Origin of the sequence: Bacillus sp. FSL M7-0307 (assembly GCF_038627835.1) — a bacterium.
Classification (GTDB): Bacteria; Bacillota; Bacilli; order Bacillales; family Bacillaceae; genus Bacillus; species Bacillus altitudinis.
On the sequence record NZ_CP152023.1, the window covers coordinates 2631025 to 2647561 of the forward strand.

At 41.3% G+C, this 16537-nt stretch carries 16 protein-coding genes; 6 read left to right on the forward strand and 10 right to left on the reverse strand.

What is annotated here, in order from left to right; translation table 11 throughout:
- Positions 1-39 precede the first annotated feature (39 nt).
- Positions 40-1389 (reverse strand): amidohydrolase family protein, encoded by a 1350-nt coding sequence (locus MHI41_RS13415; RefSeq protein WP_317327787.1) that lies wholly within the window; start codon positions 1387-1389, stop codon positions 40-42.
- A 105-nt stretch (positions 1390-1494) separates the two neighbouring features.
- Entirely contained in the window at positions 1495-2082 is a 588-nt protein-coding gene (locus tag MHI41_RS13420; protein WP_268448844.1) for an NAD(P)H-dependent oxidoreductase, read from the reverse strand.
- Between the two features lie 119 nt (positions 2083-2201).
- Between MHI41_RS13420 and MHI41_RS13425 the strand changes: the two genes are divergently transcribed.
- Complete coding sequence (locus tag MHI41_RS13425) at positions 2202-2633, forward strand: MarR family transcriptional regulator (protein ID WP_342494245.1); 432 nt, start codon at positions 2202-2204, stop codon at positions 2631-2633.
- A gap of 52 nt (positions 2634-2685) precedes the next feature.
- On the opposite strand, the gene MHI41_RS13430 is transcribed toward MHI41_RS13425, so the two are convergent.
- The 6 genes from MHI41_RS13430 to MHI41_RS13455 all read right to left on the reverse strand — a co-directional run bounded on the left by MHI41_RS13430 (position 2686) and on the right by MHI41_RS13455 (position 8317).
- Complete coding sequence (locus MHI41_RS13430; protein WP_268448850.1) at positions 2686-2862, reverse strand: hypothetical protein; 177 nt, start codon at positions 2860-2862, stop codon at positions 2686-2688.
- Positions 2863-3105: 243 nt separating this feature from the next.
- A complete protein-coding gene (locus MHI41_RS13435; RefSeq protein ID WP_268448853.1) occupies positions 3106-3720 on the reverse strand; it encodes a LysE/ArgO family amino acid transporter in 615 nt (204 codons plus the stop codon).
- A gap of 136 nt (positions 3721-3856) precedes the next feature.
- Positions 3857-5437 (reverse strand): acyl--CoA ligase, encoded by a 1581-nt coding sequence (locus tag MHI41_RS13440; protein ID WP_041092562.1) that lies wholly within the window; start codon positions 5435-5437, stop codon positions 3857-3859.
- 225 nt (positions 5438-5662) lie between these two features.
- Positions 5663-5875, reverse strand: coding sequence for an alpha/beta-type small acid-soluble spore protein (locus MHI41_RS13445; protein ID WP_003216385.1), 213 nt, complete (start codon positions 5873-5875; stop codon positions 5663-5665).
- 89 nt (positions 5876-5964) lie between these two features.
- On the reverse strand, positions 5965-7170 hold the full coding sequence (thiI, locus tag MHI41_RS13450; RefSeq protein ID WP_007501769.1) for a tRNA uracil 4-sulfurtransferase ThiI: 1206 nt from the start codon (positions 7168-7170) through the stop codon (positions 5965-5967).
- A gap of 4 nt (positions 7171-7174) precedes the next feature.
- The gene (locus MHI41_RS13455; protein WP_342494246.1) at positions 7175-8317 is read right to left on the reverse strand and encodes a cysteine desulfurase family protein; all 1143 of its coding nucleotides are present in this window, start codon (positions 8315-8317) and stop codon (positions 7175-7177) included.
- 202 nt (positions 8318-8519) lie between these two features.
- Between MHI41_RS13455 and brnQ (MHI41_RS13460) the strand changes: the two genes are divergently transcribed.
- Entirely contained in the window at positions 8520-9863 is a 1344-nt protein-coding gene (gene brnQ, locus MHI41_RS13460; RefSeq protein WP_057079202.1) for a branched-chain amino acid transport system II carrier protein, read from the forward strand.
- 209 nt (positions 9864-10072) lie between these two features.
- On the forward strand, positions 10073-11416 hold the full coding sequence (gene brnQ / locus MHI41_RS13465) for a branched-chain amino acid transport system II carrier protein (RefSeq protein WP_142155744.1): 1344 nt from the start codon (positions 10073-10075) through the stop codon (positions 11414-11416).
- Positions 11417-11456: 40 nt separating this feature from the next.
- Here brnQ (MHI41_RS13465) and ezrA read toward each other — a convergent pair whose 3' ends face one another.
- Entirely contained in the window at positions 11457-13160 is a 1704-nt protein-coding gene (gene ezrA, locus MHI41_RS13470; protein ID WP_342494247.1) for a septation ring formation regulator EzrA, read from the reverse strand.
- A gap of 336 nt (positions 13161-13496) precedes the next feature.
- Here ezrA and hisJ point away from each other — a divergent pair, with 336 nt between their 5' ends.
- Positions 13497-14312 carry a histidinol-phosphatase HisJ gene (hisJ, locus tag MHI41_RS13475; RefSeq protein ID WP_050827565.1) on the forward strand — a complete coding sequence of 272 codons (816 nt, stop codon included), beginning with the start codon at positions 13497-13499 and terminating at the stop codon, positions 14310-14312.
- On the opposite strand, the gene refZ is transcribed toward hisJ, so the two are convergent.
- Positions 14282-14947 carry a forespore capture DNA-binding protein RefZ gene (refZ, locus tag MHI41_RS13480; protein ID WP_008343081.1) on the reverse strand — a complete coding sequence of 222 codons (666 nt, stop codon included), beginning with the start codon at positions 14945-14947 and terminating at the stop codon, positions 14282-14284. The genes hisJ and refZ overlap by 31 nt on opposite strands.
- A gap of 126 nt (positions 14948-15073) precedes the next feature.
- Here refZ and MHI41_RS13485 point away from each other — a divergent pair, with 126 nt between their 5' ends.
- On the forward strand, positions 15074-15574 hold the full coding sequence (locus MHI41_RS13485) for a GAF domain-containing protein (RefSeq protein ID WP_046344223.1): 501 nt from the start codon (positions 15074-15076) through the stop codon (positions 15572-15574).
- A gap of 310 nt (positions 15575-15884) precedes the next feature.
- Positions 15885-16487, forward strand: coding sequence for a 30S ribosomal protein S4 (gene rpsD, locus MHI41_RS13490; protein WP_007501777.1), 603 nt, complete (start codon positions 15885-15887; stop codon positions 16485-16487).
- Positions 16488-16537: the final 50 nt, after the last annotated feature.

The window sequence follows — 16537 nt, forward strand, 5'->3', positions numbered from 1 at the left end:
TCCCCATAGGCACTGGCCTATGGGGATATTGTGCTTCATTCATTTTGTTGATTCAAACTGATGCGATAAAATGTGATCTCTTGCCGCATAAGCTTTTTGTTTGACCTCTTCTAAGTTCACTCCAACCAGCTTCCCATTTTGTTTCACTGCTTTTCCAGCCACATAGACAGAATCAACATTTGAAGGGTGTGCCGTTTGAACAACTGCCCCAGCTGGATCTGTCATCGGAAGAAGATTCATGCTTGTCCGATCGATCAAGATAAAATCAGCTTCTTTTCCAGGTGTGAGTGAGCCGATTTTGTCATCAAGCTTCAAGGCACGAGCCCCGTTTATTGTGGCTGCTTCAAGCATTTGCTGTGCAGACAATCCAAGTTCAGGCCCTGGCATCGTCCCTTCCATCAATAAAGATTGATTTTGAATCGCTCGTTCTGCCTGTAGTCCGAATTTCATTTGGGCAAATAAATCTCCGCCTGTCGCTGTCACCACATCTACACCAAGCGTTGGCAGAACGCCATTTTCAATGGCGAGCCCTGTGACAGGATATCCGTGTCCCATCATCATCTCAATCTCAGGTGTAATAGAGATGGAGCTTCCGCTACCAGCTAACATCTTCATTTGATCTGCATCAATTGCATTGATATGCACCATATTCAAATCAGGCCCGAGCAGCCCTGCTTGATGAAGCCGCTCAATCGATCGATCCGCCGCTCCCCAATTTCCAAAGCCAATGTGCATACTGCATAATGCATCTAGTGATCTCGCTGTTTCAATTTCAAAGACGGTCGTCTCCCATGAAGAAAATTCAGGTCCACGAATGGCAAGTCCCATCGTCAACAGCTGATCCGATGATTGAAAATGTTTTTGTTTCACGCGGGCTGCGTCTTCCATATTCGTGAGCGTACTCTCTCTGTCCCAATACGCTGCATCTCCAGAGGTACCAAAACCAAAGACCGCTCGAATACCCGCATCTTTTAAACCTCCAATGAGTTCTTCTGTATGATCCATAGAATTGATCATCGTCCAGTCGAAAAACGTGGTCACTCCTGCATCTAATGCCTCTAATGCGCCTAAATAATTAGCAATTCGATCATCTGACGGACGTCTCATCGCCCCATAGTTGCCATAATAAATTTTACTCAAATACGTTTGCAAAGACCAATCTGTTCCGATTCCCCGTATGACAGACTGCCACACATGACGGTGGGTATCCACAAGCCCTGGCATGATGACCATGTCAGACGCATCAACAACATCAGCACCACTTGCTTCAATCGAAGGTCCGACTTCTAAAATATGTGCCCCTTCAATTAATAGATCTCCCTTCTCCAGAAAACCTAAAGATGGATCAAGTGTGATAAGAGCCGCATCTTTAAACAATGTTTTCTTCATCCATATCCCCCTTTTCAAATAAAGAGAATGAGTCACTCACTCTCTCTGTCATTTTAAGACATAACAGGTTCAAATTAGAAGAAAAGTGACTCAAGGAATGTGGTTTTATGAGCTGATATTCCGAAAATAGTTGTAAATTCGTTTTAATTTAGCGTCGTGCTTCCCTTTTGGACTTTCCATCATGCCAAATTCAAAGAACTTCACCGGTTTAATTCCGACATATTGCAAAAGAGCTCGTTTCATTAACATCTTATGGGCATTTTGCAAAAAGAAGAAAGGGTAGTGGGTCGGTCCTTGCATTGTCGATACACATACAGCCCTCTTTCCTTTTAACAAACCTTCTGGAAGTAGCCCGCCTGTTTGACGGTAAGCAAAATTCGCTGCAAACATTCGATCAATAAAACCAAGCAGCATGGCTGGCGGCCGCCCCCACCAAATCGGATAAACAAACACGATGTTGTCTGCCCATTTGATCTTCTCTTGATATTCTTGAATCTCAGGGTCCTTATGCATATCACGTCTTTTTTTCTCTTCGTTAAAAATAAGTACAGGATCAAATTTTTCTTTGTATAAATCTATGATTCTCACTTCTTGTACGTTTGGATTTCCTTCACTGCCTTTAAGGATTTCTTTTAAAAAAGCACCATTTAAACTATTGTGATGAGGGTGAGTATAAATAATGAGTACATTCATGGCTTGGCTCCTTTAGTTATCATTTGATAACCAATAGCATACACCTCTCTCATTTAGTTGTCAAATGATAATTGTTTTTTGATAACAAATTTGATATGGTATGTAGGAGGTGAAAAATGATGAAATACCCGTATTTTTTCAAAGAGTTCGTCGCATTTGCTTCTACTTTTTCTGAGCTGAAACATGCTATGATGAGCAAGATCAAACCATCTGATCTAACCACTCTACAATATTTGATTCTGGAGCAGCTAGCCGTCAGTGAGCCGCTAACACCTAGTGAAATCGCCGATTGTCAGCACATGTCTCTTCCGAATGTCAGCAGAGAATTGAAAAAACTTCACGAAAAACAATTCATTGATAGACAAGAAGATAAAGATGACAAGCGAAAACATGTCATTATGCTGTCTAAAAAAGGCCGTGCGTGTATGGACAAAGCATTTCAACAAATTGAATCCATGCTCATGGACAGCCTTTCTTCCTCTGACCAAAATCAAATGGATGATATCGTACAAGCCCTCCGTCTGTTAAATCAAACCATCTTCAAAAAATGATCGAATGAAAAAAGCATGAGCGTATCGCTCATGCAAATGATTTTTGAACACATTAGTAAAGAGATGCTAAAAGATAAGTGATCAAACCTACTATTGGAATAAGCGGGATCATCAGCTTCAATGTTTTATTCGTATTCTTATATAAATTCCACAACAAGACTGGTACACCAAACGTCAATGTATCAAAGACAGCAAGCACTGCCCCTTTACGCTGTTCTCTATGAGCCATTTTGAAAACCACCACATCCAATAAAATACATTTATTATAGTGTAGCATAGATCCTATTTTGATCATTTCCTCCAGGTAATTGAATTGTCAGCATGTCTGATAAAAATGAACAGGATGTAACTGAAGCTTCGCCCGAGATAGTAGAAAGAAAAAAGCGCCGGATGTTTTCCATCCAACGCTTCTTCCCATGACATGTTCAGCATCCATTTTCGCGCATCACGTCTCTTTTGCTCTATGTATCCTTTATGCAATAAGCTGATAGGCGATATATAATGCAACCAGCCAGATCATGACGGCTGAGGCTTTATTGATACGGTTCATCCACTTGCCGTTTGTATCTAGCTTCCCTAACATTTTCCCAAGAAGGGCAAGACCCATAAACCATAACCACGAGACAATCATACAGGCTGCGGTAAATGCCATTTTTTCCGCCCCATGATATTGAAGGGAGTTCGTTCCAATCACGCCAATCGTATCGAGAATCGCGTGAGGGTTTAATAGTGAAACGGAACAGGCAAATACGATTTGTTTTCTCACAGGCATCAAGTCCACCTTTTCTTGATTACCTGATGCAGAGCTTGTGTTCCAAACTGACCACCCCATATAAAGTAAAAAGAAAAATCCAATGATAAAAAGAGCTATTTGCAAGATCGGAATGGTGAGAACAACAACCGAAACCCCAATGACAGCTAAAGTGATTAAAAGTGTGTCGCAGAGGGCGGCTGTGATGACCACAGGCAGCACGCGATATAATCGAGGCTGAAGGGCTCCTTGCTGAAATACAAATACATTTTGCGCGCCCAAAGGTAAAATAAGACCAAAGGCAAGCACAATTCCATGAATAATCGCAATTGACATCTTCAGAACATTCTCCTTTTCAAATCATCCTTACACATTTTAACATAAAACATCATGAACGAATTTTACATATTTGATTTGTCCAATAAAAAAAGCGCTGGATGGTTTTCCATCCAGACGCTTATTGTTTCTACTGTTATGATGATTTTCGTGCAAGCTCTCTTTCTCTCAGCTCGACACGTCGAATTTTCGCTGACGGAGTTTTTGGTAGCTCGTCAATGAATTCGATTTCTCTTGGATATTTGTACGGTGCTGTTGTATTTTTCACGTGTGTTTGCAGTTCTTTAATCAGCTCATCGCTTTGTGCAGATGCATCTCGCAGGACAACGTATGCTTTCACGATTGATCCTCTGATTTCATCTGGACTTGCCACGACCGCACATTCTTTCACTGCTGGGTGTTTAATGAGTGCATCTTCGACTTCAAACGGGCCAATTGTATAACCTGAGCTGACGATGATGTCATCCCTGCGGCTTTCAAACCAAAAATACCCGTCTTCATCTTTTTTCGCACGGTCACCGGTGATAAAGTAATCCCCGCGGCGCTGCGCCTTTGTACGCTCTGCATCTTTGTAGTATTCCTTGAATAAAGCCGGCGTTTCAAGATGAACGGCAATGTCACCTATTTCTCCTGGAGCACAGATCTGGCCATTCTCATCAATGATCTCTACTTCATTGCCAGGTGTTGGTTTGCCCATACTGCCCGGCTTGATGTCCATTCCTTTCAGCACCCCGACCAGCAGCGTGCTTTCTGTTTGCCCGTAACCATCTCGCACTTCGATATTGAAATGTTTTTTGAACGTATCGATGACTTCACGGTTGAGCGGCTCTCCCGCAGAAACAGCACTATGCAATGTTGGCAGCTCGTACTGACTGAGGTCATCCACTTTTGCCATAAACCGATATTCTGTTGGTGTACAGCATAGAACATTGATTTCATTTTTTTGAAGCAGCTCTAAGTACGTATTCGGATTAAATTTCCCTCCATAAACAAAACCTTCTGCTCCGCTTCCTAAAACAGATAAGAGAGGACTCCACACCCATTTTTGCCAGCCTGGTCCTGCTGTTGCCCATACTTTATCCCCTTCATTAATGGAGAGCCATGCCTTGGCCGCAGTACGTAAATGTGCATACGCCCAGCCATGTGTATGAACAACCCCTTTTGGATTACCTGTTGTGCCTGATGTATAAGATAGAAACGCCATGTCCGTACGTGTTGTTTCTGCCATTTTTAACTCGCTTGATTGCTCTTCCTTTTGCGCAACAATATTTGTCCAGCCATGATCATTCTCACCAATCGAGAATGTTTTAAAATCTTTTGGCTGATTGGTTCCGTCGAATGATTGAATGAATGATGCGTAAACAATTGCTCCTTTTGCTTCTGCATGCTCAATTCGGTAATCTATATCTTTAGCGCGAAGCATTTCTGAACAAGGAATTACAACCATTCCTGTTTTTAAAATGGCTAAATAAATGCTGTATGCCTCTAGCATACGCGGCACCATCACAATGATTTTATCGCCTTTTTTAAAGCCTGCATTTAATAGAACATGACCAATTTTATTCGCCTCTTCTACTAATGCTGCATATGTCACATGCGCTTCATGGCCATTCCCGTCCTGCCAGTGCAGGGCGATTTTCTTCTGGTCATGACTGAACGCTTCAATCTCACTGACTAAGTTATATTGTTCTGGTGCAATTAAGTCTTCTCTTTTCATGGTACAGCTCCTTTTAGCCTCTTTCTATGAAACGAATCATGTTTCAATTTACCTATTCTAACACTCATAACTGAAAAATGCTTGAATTAGGACCTACTCCTAGTATTATGCCATAATTTTTTTATTTCGTCTTCTTTTTTAAAAATATTCTAACAATTTATATGTACAAAAAGAAAAGAGCGGGAATGAACCCGCTCATAAGCCATAGCTTTTTAATTGTGTGTCTTAGAAAGATCCGCCACCCATATGTTGTTGAGCGTAAGATACAAGACGCTTAGTGATTTCTCCACCAACTGATCCGTTAGCGCGAGCTGTTGTTTCTGGTCCAAGGTTTACGCCAAATTCTGAAGCGATTTCGTACTTCATTTGGTCGATCGCTTGTGCAGCGCCTGGAACGACTAATTGATTAGAACTGCTTTGTCTGTTTTGTTGAGCCATGTGTTCTCACCTCCTTGTGAATATAGAATGTGTAGAAACACATGACTTCATGCGATTGATTTTATGGTAATTATTATGAAATTTTTTATTTAGAATAAATCAGCGAATTTGTCAGCTGCTTTCTTTTCATTTGTGACGACGATTGTTTCGATCTGCTCCACTGCCTCGTCAAGCATTGGCTCGAATTCAGCAAAGCTTTCGTAGCGTTCTACCTTTTCAAGCTTTGGTTTTGTTTTTGGAGATGGCGGCGTAAAGATTGTGCAGCAATCCTCAAATGGCTGAATGCTTGTCTCATATGTGCCAATTCGTCTCGCTTCTTCGATAATGTCATTCTTATCCACGGCAATCAGCGGGCGAATGATTGGTGTGTTTGTGACATGATTAATGGCATACATGCTTTCAAGTGTCTGACTTGCCACTTGACCAAGGCTTTCACCTGTAATAATGGCAAGCGCATCACGCTTGGCTCTTATTTTATCTGCAATTTTGAGCATCATTCTTCTCGTTGAAGTCATCGTATAATTTTCTGGTACTTGTTTGTGTATTAGCTCTTGGATTTTCGTAAAAGGAACGATGTGAAGCTTGACTTCGCCTCCATAAGCAGCTAAGCATTCCGCTAGATCAATGACCTTTTGCTTGGCACGTTCACTTGTATAAGGCGGGCTAAAGAAATGAACAGCTTCAATTTGAATGCCTCGTTTCATTGCCTGATAGCCGGCCACTGGGCTGTCAAAGCCGCCAGAGAGCATCAACATCGCTCTTCCGCTTGAACCAACTGGCAGTCCGCCTGCTCCTTTTACATCTTTAAATGTAATGTACGTCGCGTGTTCTCTTATTTCAATTCGCAAGTGAACATCTGGCTGTTTCACATTAACGGTTAAGTTGTCTGTATTCCTTAGAACATGTCCACCAATTTCTCGGTTCATTTCATTTGAATCAAGCTCAAATTGTTTATAAGAGCGTTTCGTTGAGACCTTAAATGTATTTCCTTGTTCATACACTTCCTGAACCGCTGAGAGTGCCGCTTCTTTGATGGCATCAAGATTTGTCTCACATTTCACAGCCAGGCTAAAGCTTTGAATGCCAAATACACCTTTAAGCTGTTCTGAAATCGGTTCAGGGTCTTCTCCGTTTAGCATGATCGTAATGCGGTCTCTGTCAGATGCATACTTTAATGCTTCAAAGTCTTTCAATACAAACCGGATATGCTGTCTTAGTTTTTCGATAAATTTCTTTCTATTTTTCCCTTTTGTTGAAATCTCACCAAAACGGACTAAAATATGGTCATACTTCATGTTGTTATCTCATTCCTTTTAATTTTTTCACACTTTGTGCGATCGATGTGATGATTTGCGGCGCTAGCTCTGGTCCTTGTCCATATGTCAAACTGATTCTCATGCTGCTTTTGGCTGCTTCTTCTGATTTCCCCATCGCCAGCAGGACACGGCTTGGTTCCTTTTTCTTAGCAGAACAAGCAGACGTTGTCGAAACGTAAATGCCTTCTTTTTCGAGCATATGGAGAAGGACTTCGATTTGAATACCAGGCACTGAAAAATTCACAATGTGCGGTGCACTATGCGTCAGCGGTGTGTTTATTACGATGCCTTCTATCTTTCCAAGCTGTTGCTCTAGCTCCGTTTTTAAGGCGATCATCTCATCATGATGCTTGTTTAAATATTCAAATGATTGCTTTATGGCTTTTGCTAAGCTGACAGCTCCAGCAGGGTTCTCAGTCCCTGAGCGAAGGCCAAGTTCTTGCTCTCCTCCTGTGATAAAAGGCGCAAGCACGATCTCTTTCTTTAAAAAGAGGGCACCTGTTCCCTTCAGGCCGTGAATCTTGTGGCCTGACATCGTTAAAAGATCAATATCCATCTTTTTAGGCAGCGGAACCTTGCCGATTCCTTGTACGTCGTCGACATGAAAAATCGCCTCTTTGGCATACGTCCGAATGATGCTGGCCGCTTCCTCTATCGGCTGAATCGCGCCTGTTTCATTGTTTACATGCATGAGACTGACAAGCACTGTATCAGGGCGAAGCACTTCTTTTAAATGCGTCATATCTGCACGGCCATGCTCATTTACTTGAATATAGGAAATATCAAAGCCAAATAATGTTTTCAGCTGTTCAAACGATTCGATGACAGATGGATGCTCAATCGCTGTTGTGACAATATGTCTGCCTCGGTTCATCTTGGCAAGAGCAGCCCCTTTGATGGCAATGTTATTTGCTTCTGTTGCACCTGAAGTAAAAATAATCTCATATTGTGTAAAGCCTGTATAGTGAAGGATTTGTTTTCGCGTTTCACTTAATAGACGGCTCGCATCAATTCCAAGTTGATGCAGCGAAGACGGATTCCCAAAAAAACGCTCACTCACTTGCTGATGCACTTGTAAAACCTCTGGATAAGGCTTTGTTGTGGCACTATTATCAAGATAAATCATATCTTAAACTCCTTACAAAAAAACTTAAAAAATAAATGCATTTATATGTTACCATAATGAAGTCAGACAGAGAATTTTCTGAAAATGGCAGTTGACAACTTTTCATTTTCACTATATCATCCATAGTGCAATTGTCATATAAACACCTAAATTGTCAGAATATTTAAATTTGACACAATACACTGATTGAGGAGGGACTATTTTGAAAAATAGTTTAAGTATAAAAGAGACATTGGCTATTGGGCTAATGCTTTTTGCATTATTCTTTGGTGCAGGAAATATGATTTTCCCACCTGTTCTTGGGCAATATGCAGGTGAAAATGTATGGCTTGCCATCGGCGGATTTCTACTCACAGGCGTAGGTCTTCCGCTATTAGGGGTTATTGCTGTCGCCCTTACAGGTACCGGAGCCAAAGGTCTTGCGGATAAAGCTCACCCTAAATTCGGGACCATCTTCACCGTTATTCTGTATTTATCCATTGGACCATTTTTCGCCATTCCGCGAACTGGTACGGTTTCTTATGAAATTGGATTAGCTCCATTTCTTTCTGAAGGACAGGCTGAATCATGGATTCCATTATTCATCTTTACTCTGGTGTTTTTCACCATTACGTATCTTCTTGCTTTAAACCCTTCAAAGCTGGTTGATCGAATTGGTAAAGTGCTGACACCAATCTTATTAGCGGTTATTGCCATTATTGTGTTTAAAGCCATTGCTACACCGATGGGAATGATCGGTGCGCCTGATGCGACATATAAAGCAAACCCTCTCTTTACTGGGTTTTTAGAAGGTTATAAAACAATGGATGCTCTTGCTTCTATCGTTTTTGGAATCGTGGTCGTAACAGCTGTGAAAGATAGAGGGATCACAGAACGAAAATCACTTGCATCGGCTTGTATAAAAGCTGGTCTTGTTGCAGCAGTGGGACTAGCACTCGTGTATATTTCACTTGCTTATGTTGGTGCTTCAAGCCCTGATGCAACTGGAATGGTCGGAGCAAATGAAGGAGGAAAACTACTTTCACTTTCTGCAAACTTTTTATTCGGTTCTGCTGGTAACATTGTTCTTGGCGCAGCCATTTTATTCGCTTGTCTCACAACAAGTGTTGGACTTGTCTCGTCATGCGGGGAATATTTTTCAAAGCTTTTCCCAGCACTTTCTTATCGTACCGTCGTTCTAATTGTTTCTTTATTTAGCACATTTGTTGCAAACCTCGGACTGGCACAAATCATTTCTCTATCGGTGCCTGTACTCGTAGCGATATATCCACTGGCCATTGTCATTATTTTATTATCGTTCCTTGACCGCTGGATTAACGGCAGACGAGTGATTTATGTCGTATCCTTGATCTTCACTGGATTTTTTGCCATTATTGACGGCTTACTTGCTGCCAAATTCAATCTAGGGGGTTTACCTAACTTCTTAGATTCATTCATTCCATTTTACGATTTAGGCATTGGGTGGGTTGTACCAGCGATCATCGGCGCAGGGATTGGCGTACTCATCTCTATGTTGACTGGCCCGCCTAAACAGCTTGCATCCTAATCATTCTTTAAACATCCTCTTCCAAAGTGAAGGGGATGTTTTTTTATTGTTCTTCATATACTAAAATAGAAAAATTCATGACTTTTGTACGAAAACACATGTTGACATCAGGCGTACATCCTTTATAATTAGTGATTGTTAATGATGAACGGTTACCTAGCAACTAATTAACAGAATATTTCAACATAATAATGGAGGCTTTAAATGCAATGAAGGCAACTTTGTCGACGAAAGATACGGTTATCATAGGTTTTATGCTGTTTGCTCTATTCTTCGGCGCCGGTAATATGATCTATCCACCTGAGCTAGGTCAATATGCTGGGCAAAATGTGTGGAAAGCAATGGGCGGATTTTTATTAACAGGTGTCGGTTTACCTCTTCTGGGGATTATTGCAATCGCTTTGACAGGTCGAGATGCGAAAGGATTAGCTGATAAAGCTCACCCAGCTTTTGGAACAGCGTTTACCGTCATTTTATATTTATCTATCGGGCCACTTTTCGCTATTCCTCGTACAGGAACGGTTTCATATGAAATTGGTGCACTACCCTTTTTAGCTGGTGTACCAGCTTGGCTCTCACTTCTTTTATTTACACTGGCCTTTTTTGGTATTACGTATTATCTTGCGCTAAATCCAACGAAAATTGTGGATCGTGTAGGGAAAGTGTTAACACCGATTAAATTTACGATCATTTTGATTATTATCGTCAAAGCCATTTTGACACCGATGGGCGTCATTGGCACACCTGATGTGTCCTATAGCAATGGATCATTTTTCAAAGGGTTTTTAGAAGGCTATAAAACCATGGACGCTCTTGCATCTATTGTGTTTGGAGTTGTTGTCATCAACGCCATTAAAGGACGCGGCGTAACAAGTAAAAAAGCACTCACATCTGCTTGTATCAAAGCTGGCCTAATTGCAGCTTGCGGATTAACATTTGTTTATCTATCACTTGCTTATTTAGGTGCTTCAAGTACACACGCCATTGGTTTTGTTGGAGATGGTAGTAAAATCTTGGCTCAGTCTTCACAATTTCTTTTTGGCAGTTTAGGTAATATTGTGTTAGGCGCGGCGATTACGGTTGCCTGTTTAACCACAAGTATCGGTCTCGTGACATCGTGCGGAGAGTATTTCTCAAATTTATTACCTAAACTTTCTTATAAAATGGTCGTTACACTCGTCACATTATTCAGTTTTATCATTTCAAATTTTGGACTTGCTCATATTATCGCTTTTTCAGTACCTGTGTTAACTGCGATTTACCCGTTAGCAATTGTGATTATCGTTTTATCACTTGCTGACAAATGGCTTGGTCATAGAAGACCTGTGTATGTCCTTACTTTGATTTTAACTGGCTGCGTCAGTCTGTTTGACGGTTTAGCAGCGGCGAAACTGCCGATTGGTCCTGTGAAAGATCTCTTTCAAACGATCTTGCCGCTATATGACCTTGGTATAGGCTGGATTATGCCTGCCATACTCGGAGTCGTGATTGGATTTGTCATCTCTCTTTTCACTTCTTCTGCTTCAGAAGAACGCCAAAAGCAAGCTTCATAACATGGAAAAAGCTGAAGTCCTAAAATGGACTTCAGCTTTTTTATTGATGCTGATATTCTTTTTCTTGCTGAGTTAAAAGCTTCTGAACGGCTCCAGGTGATGCTTTTTCGACAGCTGCTGCTGCCACTTCAAATGAATCGTTATAATCATAGGCATAAAATCTTCGTTCTGCCTCTTTTAATTGCTCTGAAAGAATGTGGTTTTGACTTCTAAACCGGTTGCCGTATTGTATAATCCGTTCAATTTGATCCACTTTACGAAGCATGTCATGTGTTTCATCAACGACATGTCTGACTGTTTCAGAGGCTTCTTTTAATTGCTGGTTCACTGCAGGCATATTCAGCGGCAAATTTTCTAGCTGCTCCTGCACTTGCTGAATCATCTCCTGCGCTTTTTCAGCACGGTCTTTGATGTCAGCAGGTACACCTGGAATGTTGCTTTTGTGCAGCTGGCGCACTATATCTGTCAGCATGGTTTTAAGTTCAGCCAATGTTTCTCTTGCCTGTAATTCTTCTTTTCGTAACGATTGAAGGTGATCTTTAAACGCTTCATGAAGCGTTTTGGCATCCTCGATAAAGGTCTCAAGCTGATTGATTTCATCCATTAATAATGTGTATGCGACATGGTCACGATCAAGCTTCTCTCGTATTTGCTTCATAAGCTTTTCAATTTCTTCTAATCGTTTTTCGAATGCTTTCTGCTGATCCAGCTCTCCTGCTGTAAGCTTGTAGCTTTCTTTCACAAGAGCCGTTTCTGCCTTTGTCTGCGTGTGGTCTTGTTCAAGTTTTTCAAATGCTTCGGTCAGCTCAGGCATTTTGCTCTTGATTTCCTGACCTGCTTCTACTTCTGCTTCTAACTGATCATACAGCGTCTGAATCGCATCATCAATCATTTGCAGAATGCTTGATGCTTCATCTAAGTTGAGTTCATCAATCAGCAGCTTCTCCGCACGGGTCAGCTGTTTATTCAAGTTCTCCAGCTCTTTTGAGATCTGGATGTGCTCTAGCTTGTAGCCTTTGTCTGTCATTTCTTTATAACCGTCTTTCAGCTTCGTCAGCTGACCTGGCACAGTTTGTTTGCAGTCTGCGATGAGCTTCGGTACATCATTGATATATAATTGCAGCTGATCGAGTCTGCGGTCTTGCTCAAGCAAAATTTTCCTTGCTGTCATGTAGTTTCCGTTTTCTGTCTCTTCTTCATACTGCTTGATCCCTTCCCAGGCCTCGTCCAAGTCCTGCTCCATTTTGTCATAAAGGGTGCCATATAAATGGCTGTAAGCAAGTAGATTTTTTCGTACCGTTTGATATTGCTCTTTGACCTTCTCGATGTCTTTTCGGTTTTGCTCTTCACTTGTGACAAGGTCTGCAATCTCTTTTAAAATGTCTTCGATGTTTGAATCAGCAGCGGTGAGCAGATCTCCTATATGTGCAAGAACTTGCTTTGCTTTGGAGAATCGATATTTATCAGAATACTCCTCTGCATCATATAATAGCTCCTCTACCTTTGGAAGATGGGCTGTGACGATATCGTCCCACTCTGCACGCCATCTTTCAAAAAACTGCTCTGTTTCTCCGGTCATTTTTAAATGTTTGATTTTTGAAATTTCTTCTACAATTGATCTGTTTAAAATTTCAATTTTCCATGCTTCCAACCGGTCAATCTCTTTATATATATTTTTTCTGAGGAAATAACCGACTGAAAACAAAGCAAGCAAAATGACAATTAAACCGATGATAAACTCCATAATGAGCCCCCTTGTTGTGATCTAAGTGATGTCAGGGTAGTGTCCCGAGTAGACCTGAGAACCCTTTCGTGTCCGCTTTGCATTTGTTTTTTATAAGCAGGATTGTATTTTTGCCAATACGATCCATTCACCGTTTTATGTATGTTTTTTCAAGAAAGTCATTCAGGCTTTCTATCATTTGGCCACATGTATTGATGTAACCTGTTTTTATGTATGCGGAAGCTGTCGTTTTCATTGTTATTATGATACCATGTAACCAGCATTTTTGGTCATGATTTTTCATTATTTTCGCTGATAAACATGACGTTTTTCAAAATATCGACAAGAGGTGACGACATGTTGAAACAAGATGCACATTTACATACGCCATTTTGCCCGCACGGTACGCTTGATCCTTTTCATTCTTATATTGAAAAAGCAATGAAAAAGGGATTTGATTCCATCACCTTTACCGAGCATGCCCCGCTGCCTCCTTCGTTTCGAGATCCAACGCCTGAGCAGGATAGTGCCATGAAGCTTCAAGACCTTGAAGCGTATTTGACGAAGCTGGATCAGCTGAAACAGGAATACAAAGGACAGTTAATAGTAAAAACTGGGCTTGAGGTCGACTATATCAAAGAGTATGAAGAGGAAACAAGTGCCTTTTTAGACTGCTACGGCCCTGAACTAGACGATAGCATTTTATCTGTTCACTTTCTTCCTGCTGGCAATGATTATATTTGTCTTGATTTTGATGAGCACGCCTTCAAGCAGCTGATCAGTATCTATGGCAGCACCGAACACGTCTATCAAAGCTACTATGACCAAATTCATTCTTCTATTCTATCATCTTTAGGTCCATATAAGCCAAAGAGAATCGGTCATATCACCCTTGTCCAGAAATTCAAACAACTTTTCCCATACGAAATGTCGCCAGAACTATGTCAAAGGGTCACCCTTTGTCTTGAAGAAACGGCAAAAAAAGGCATGTCCTTAGATTTTAATACATCAGGTCTTCGTAAAACATATGCCAGAAGTATCTATTTAGATCAATGGATGATTGATCTTGCAAAACAGAAAAAAATTCCGCTCATATTCGGGTCTGATGCCCATCAAGCGGAAGATCTCGGATATGCGTATGATCAATTTGAAGACATCATGAGTTTCAGGTGAGGATCAAGTGCGGGTTCATTTGGTTCTAACAGATGATGAAGCGACCGGCTCAGTTCCTTATAGTACGTTTGATAAAAGTAAGGCTCGTTTGGGTTGATATAAAGCACCTCTGTTAAATATTGCGGCTGCAGATATGGCATCATCAGAAGTGATTTTAGCTGGATCATAAATGATGAGAGTGACAGCTGCTTACAAATCACATGGGTGCTTTTTCCTTTTTCAATGATGAGCTGAAACAAGTATTTTTCCTTTGTTAAATAGGTGGACATGATTTCCCTGATCAGCGTTGAATCAATGGTCACTTCTCGATAAACGAAACGGGTTAATTGACGATTTTCATGCTGATAAGATAAAATATCAAAAACCACATGAAGTAAACATTCTTTTGCATGACGGGTTTCCATGTGCTGGATATGCGATTCAATCATCTGAATGTACCCTTCATAAAAATCGGATACGAGCTGCTCGAGCAGCCCTCCTTTTCCTTGAAAGTAATAAGATATATGGGCAACGTTGACGTTTGCTTCCTTCGCAATCTCACGGACAGAGGTTCCAGAAAATCCTTTTTGGTTAAAAAGTCTGATGGCAGCTTCAATAATACGGTCTTTTGTTTGCACGGTTGTTGATGTTTTCATCCGCTCACCCCTCTTCATGTGTACATACTTCAAGGTGAAGGCGGAAGTTCCTTTAATCATTGCTCGACAAATCCCACATGCGAAGCGCAAGTTATGTATTTTTGAGATAGAAAGTAGGAGATTTTCATGTTTCATGTCGAAAAACAGTCTGGCGATCCATCGAAAGACTATCAATTACTCATCAAGCAAGTAGAAGCGATTACGGATGGTGAACCTGATCTCATTGCCAACCTAGCCAATGCTGCGGCGCTGCTTTATCACTCGCTTCCTGAAGTCAATTGGGCAGGATTTTATTTAGCAAAAGGCGGAGAGCTTGTGCTTGGTCCATTCAACGGACTACCCGCATGTGTACGCATTCCTTCTGGAAAAGGGGTTTGCGGTACAGCATTTGCGACAGGTGATGTACAGCGTATCGCTGATGTCCATGCATTCCCTGGTCATATTGCATGTGATGCCGCATCGCAGTCTGAAATTGTGATCCCACTTAAAGTAAATGGACAAATCATTGGGGTACTCGATATTGACAGTCCAGTGAAAGATCGTTTCAATGAAATAGATGAAACGTACTTAGTTCAATTTACAGAGGTTGTCCAAAATGCGTTATCAGCCTCTACTGATGCGTCATGATGCTTGAAAAGCAGACAATGTGTCTGCTTTTTTATTTTGCTTTCTTCCCGGATGAATGCCGACCACGTTTGACATTCTCCTCTTTAAATAGGTTGACTTCTCCTATCTGGCGTCATATAATAGAGTTTGTGTGAAATATGGCAGCCTTTTTGTTCGGCTTTTTTGTATCATTTTGTTCCTTCTATATGGAGGTGCATCTTGTAACTCCCTGCTGCTGGAGCGAGGATGCATGAAAACATAATGACGGAAAAGACAAAGAACAGACGGTTTTTATTTTTCACAAATAAAAACAATAAGGAGGAGTCACATTATGGCTCGCTATACAGGTCCAAGTTGGAAGATTTCCCGCCGTTTAGGCATTTCATTAAGCGGAACAGGTAAGGAACTTGAAAAACGCCCTTACGCTCCAGGCCCACATGGTCCAGGACAACGCAAAAAACTATCTGAATACGGTTTACAATTACAAGAGAAGCAAAAGCTTCGTCACATGTACGGTGTCAACGAACGTCAATTCCGTACACTATTTGACAGAGCTGCTAAACTTCCTGGTAAACAAGGTGAAAACTTCATGATCCTTCTTGAAACTCGCCTTGACAACCTAGTATACCGCCTTGGCCTTGCTCGTACGCGCCGCCAAGCTCGTCAGCTAGTAAACCATGGTCACATCCTTGTTGATGGAAGCCGTGTAGACATCCCATCTTTCTCTGTGAAACCAGGTCAAACGATTGCTCTTCGTGAGAAATCTCAAAACCTTGCAGTTGTGAAAGAATCAGTTGAAGTGAACAACTTCGTACCTGAATACCTTACTTTCGATGCTGAAAAGCTTGAAGGAACTTTCACTCGTCTTCCAGAGCGTTCTGAATTAGCGCCTGAAATCAGCGAACAACTAATCGTTGAGTTCTACTCTCGTTAATTTCATTGCTCTCTCAGAGAGTGATCAAACAAACCCTAGAGACCTTGATT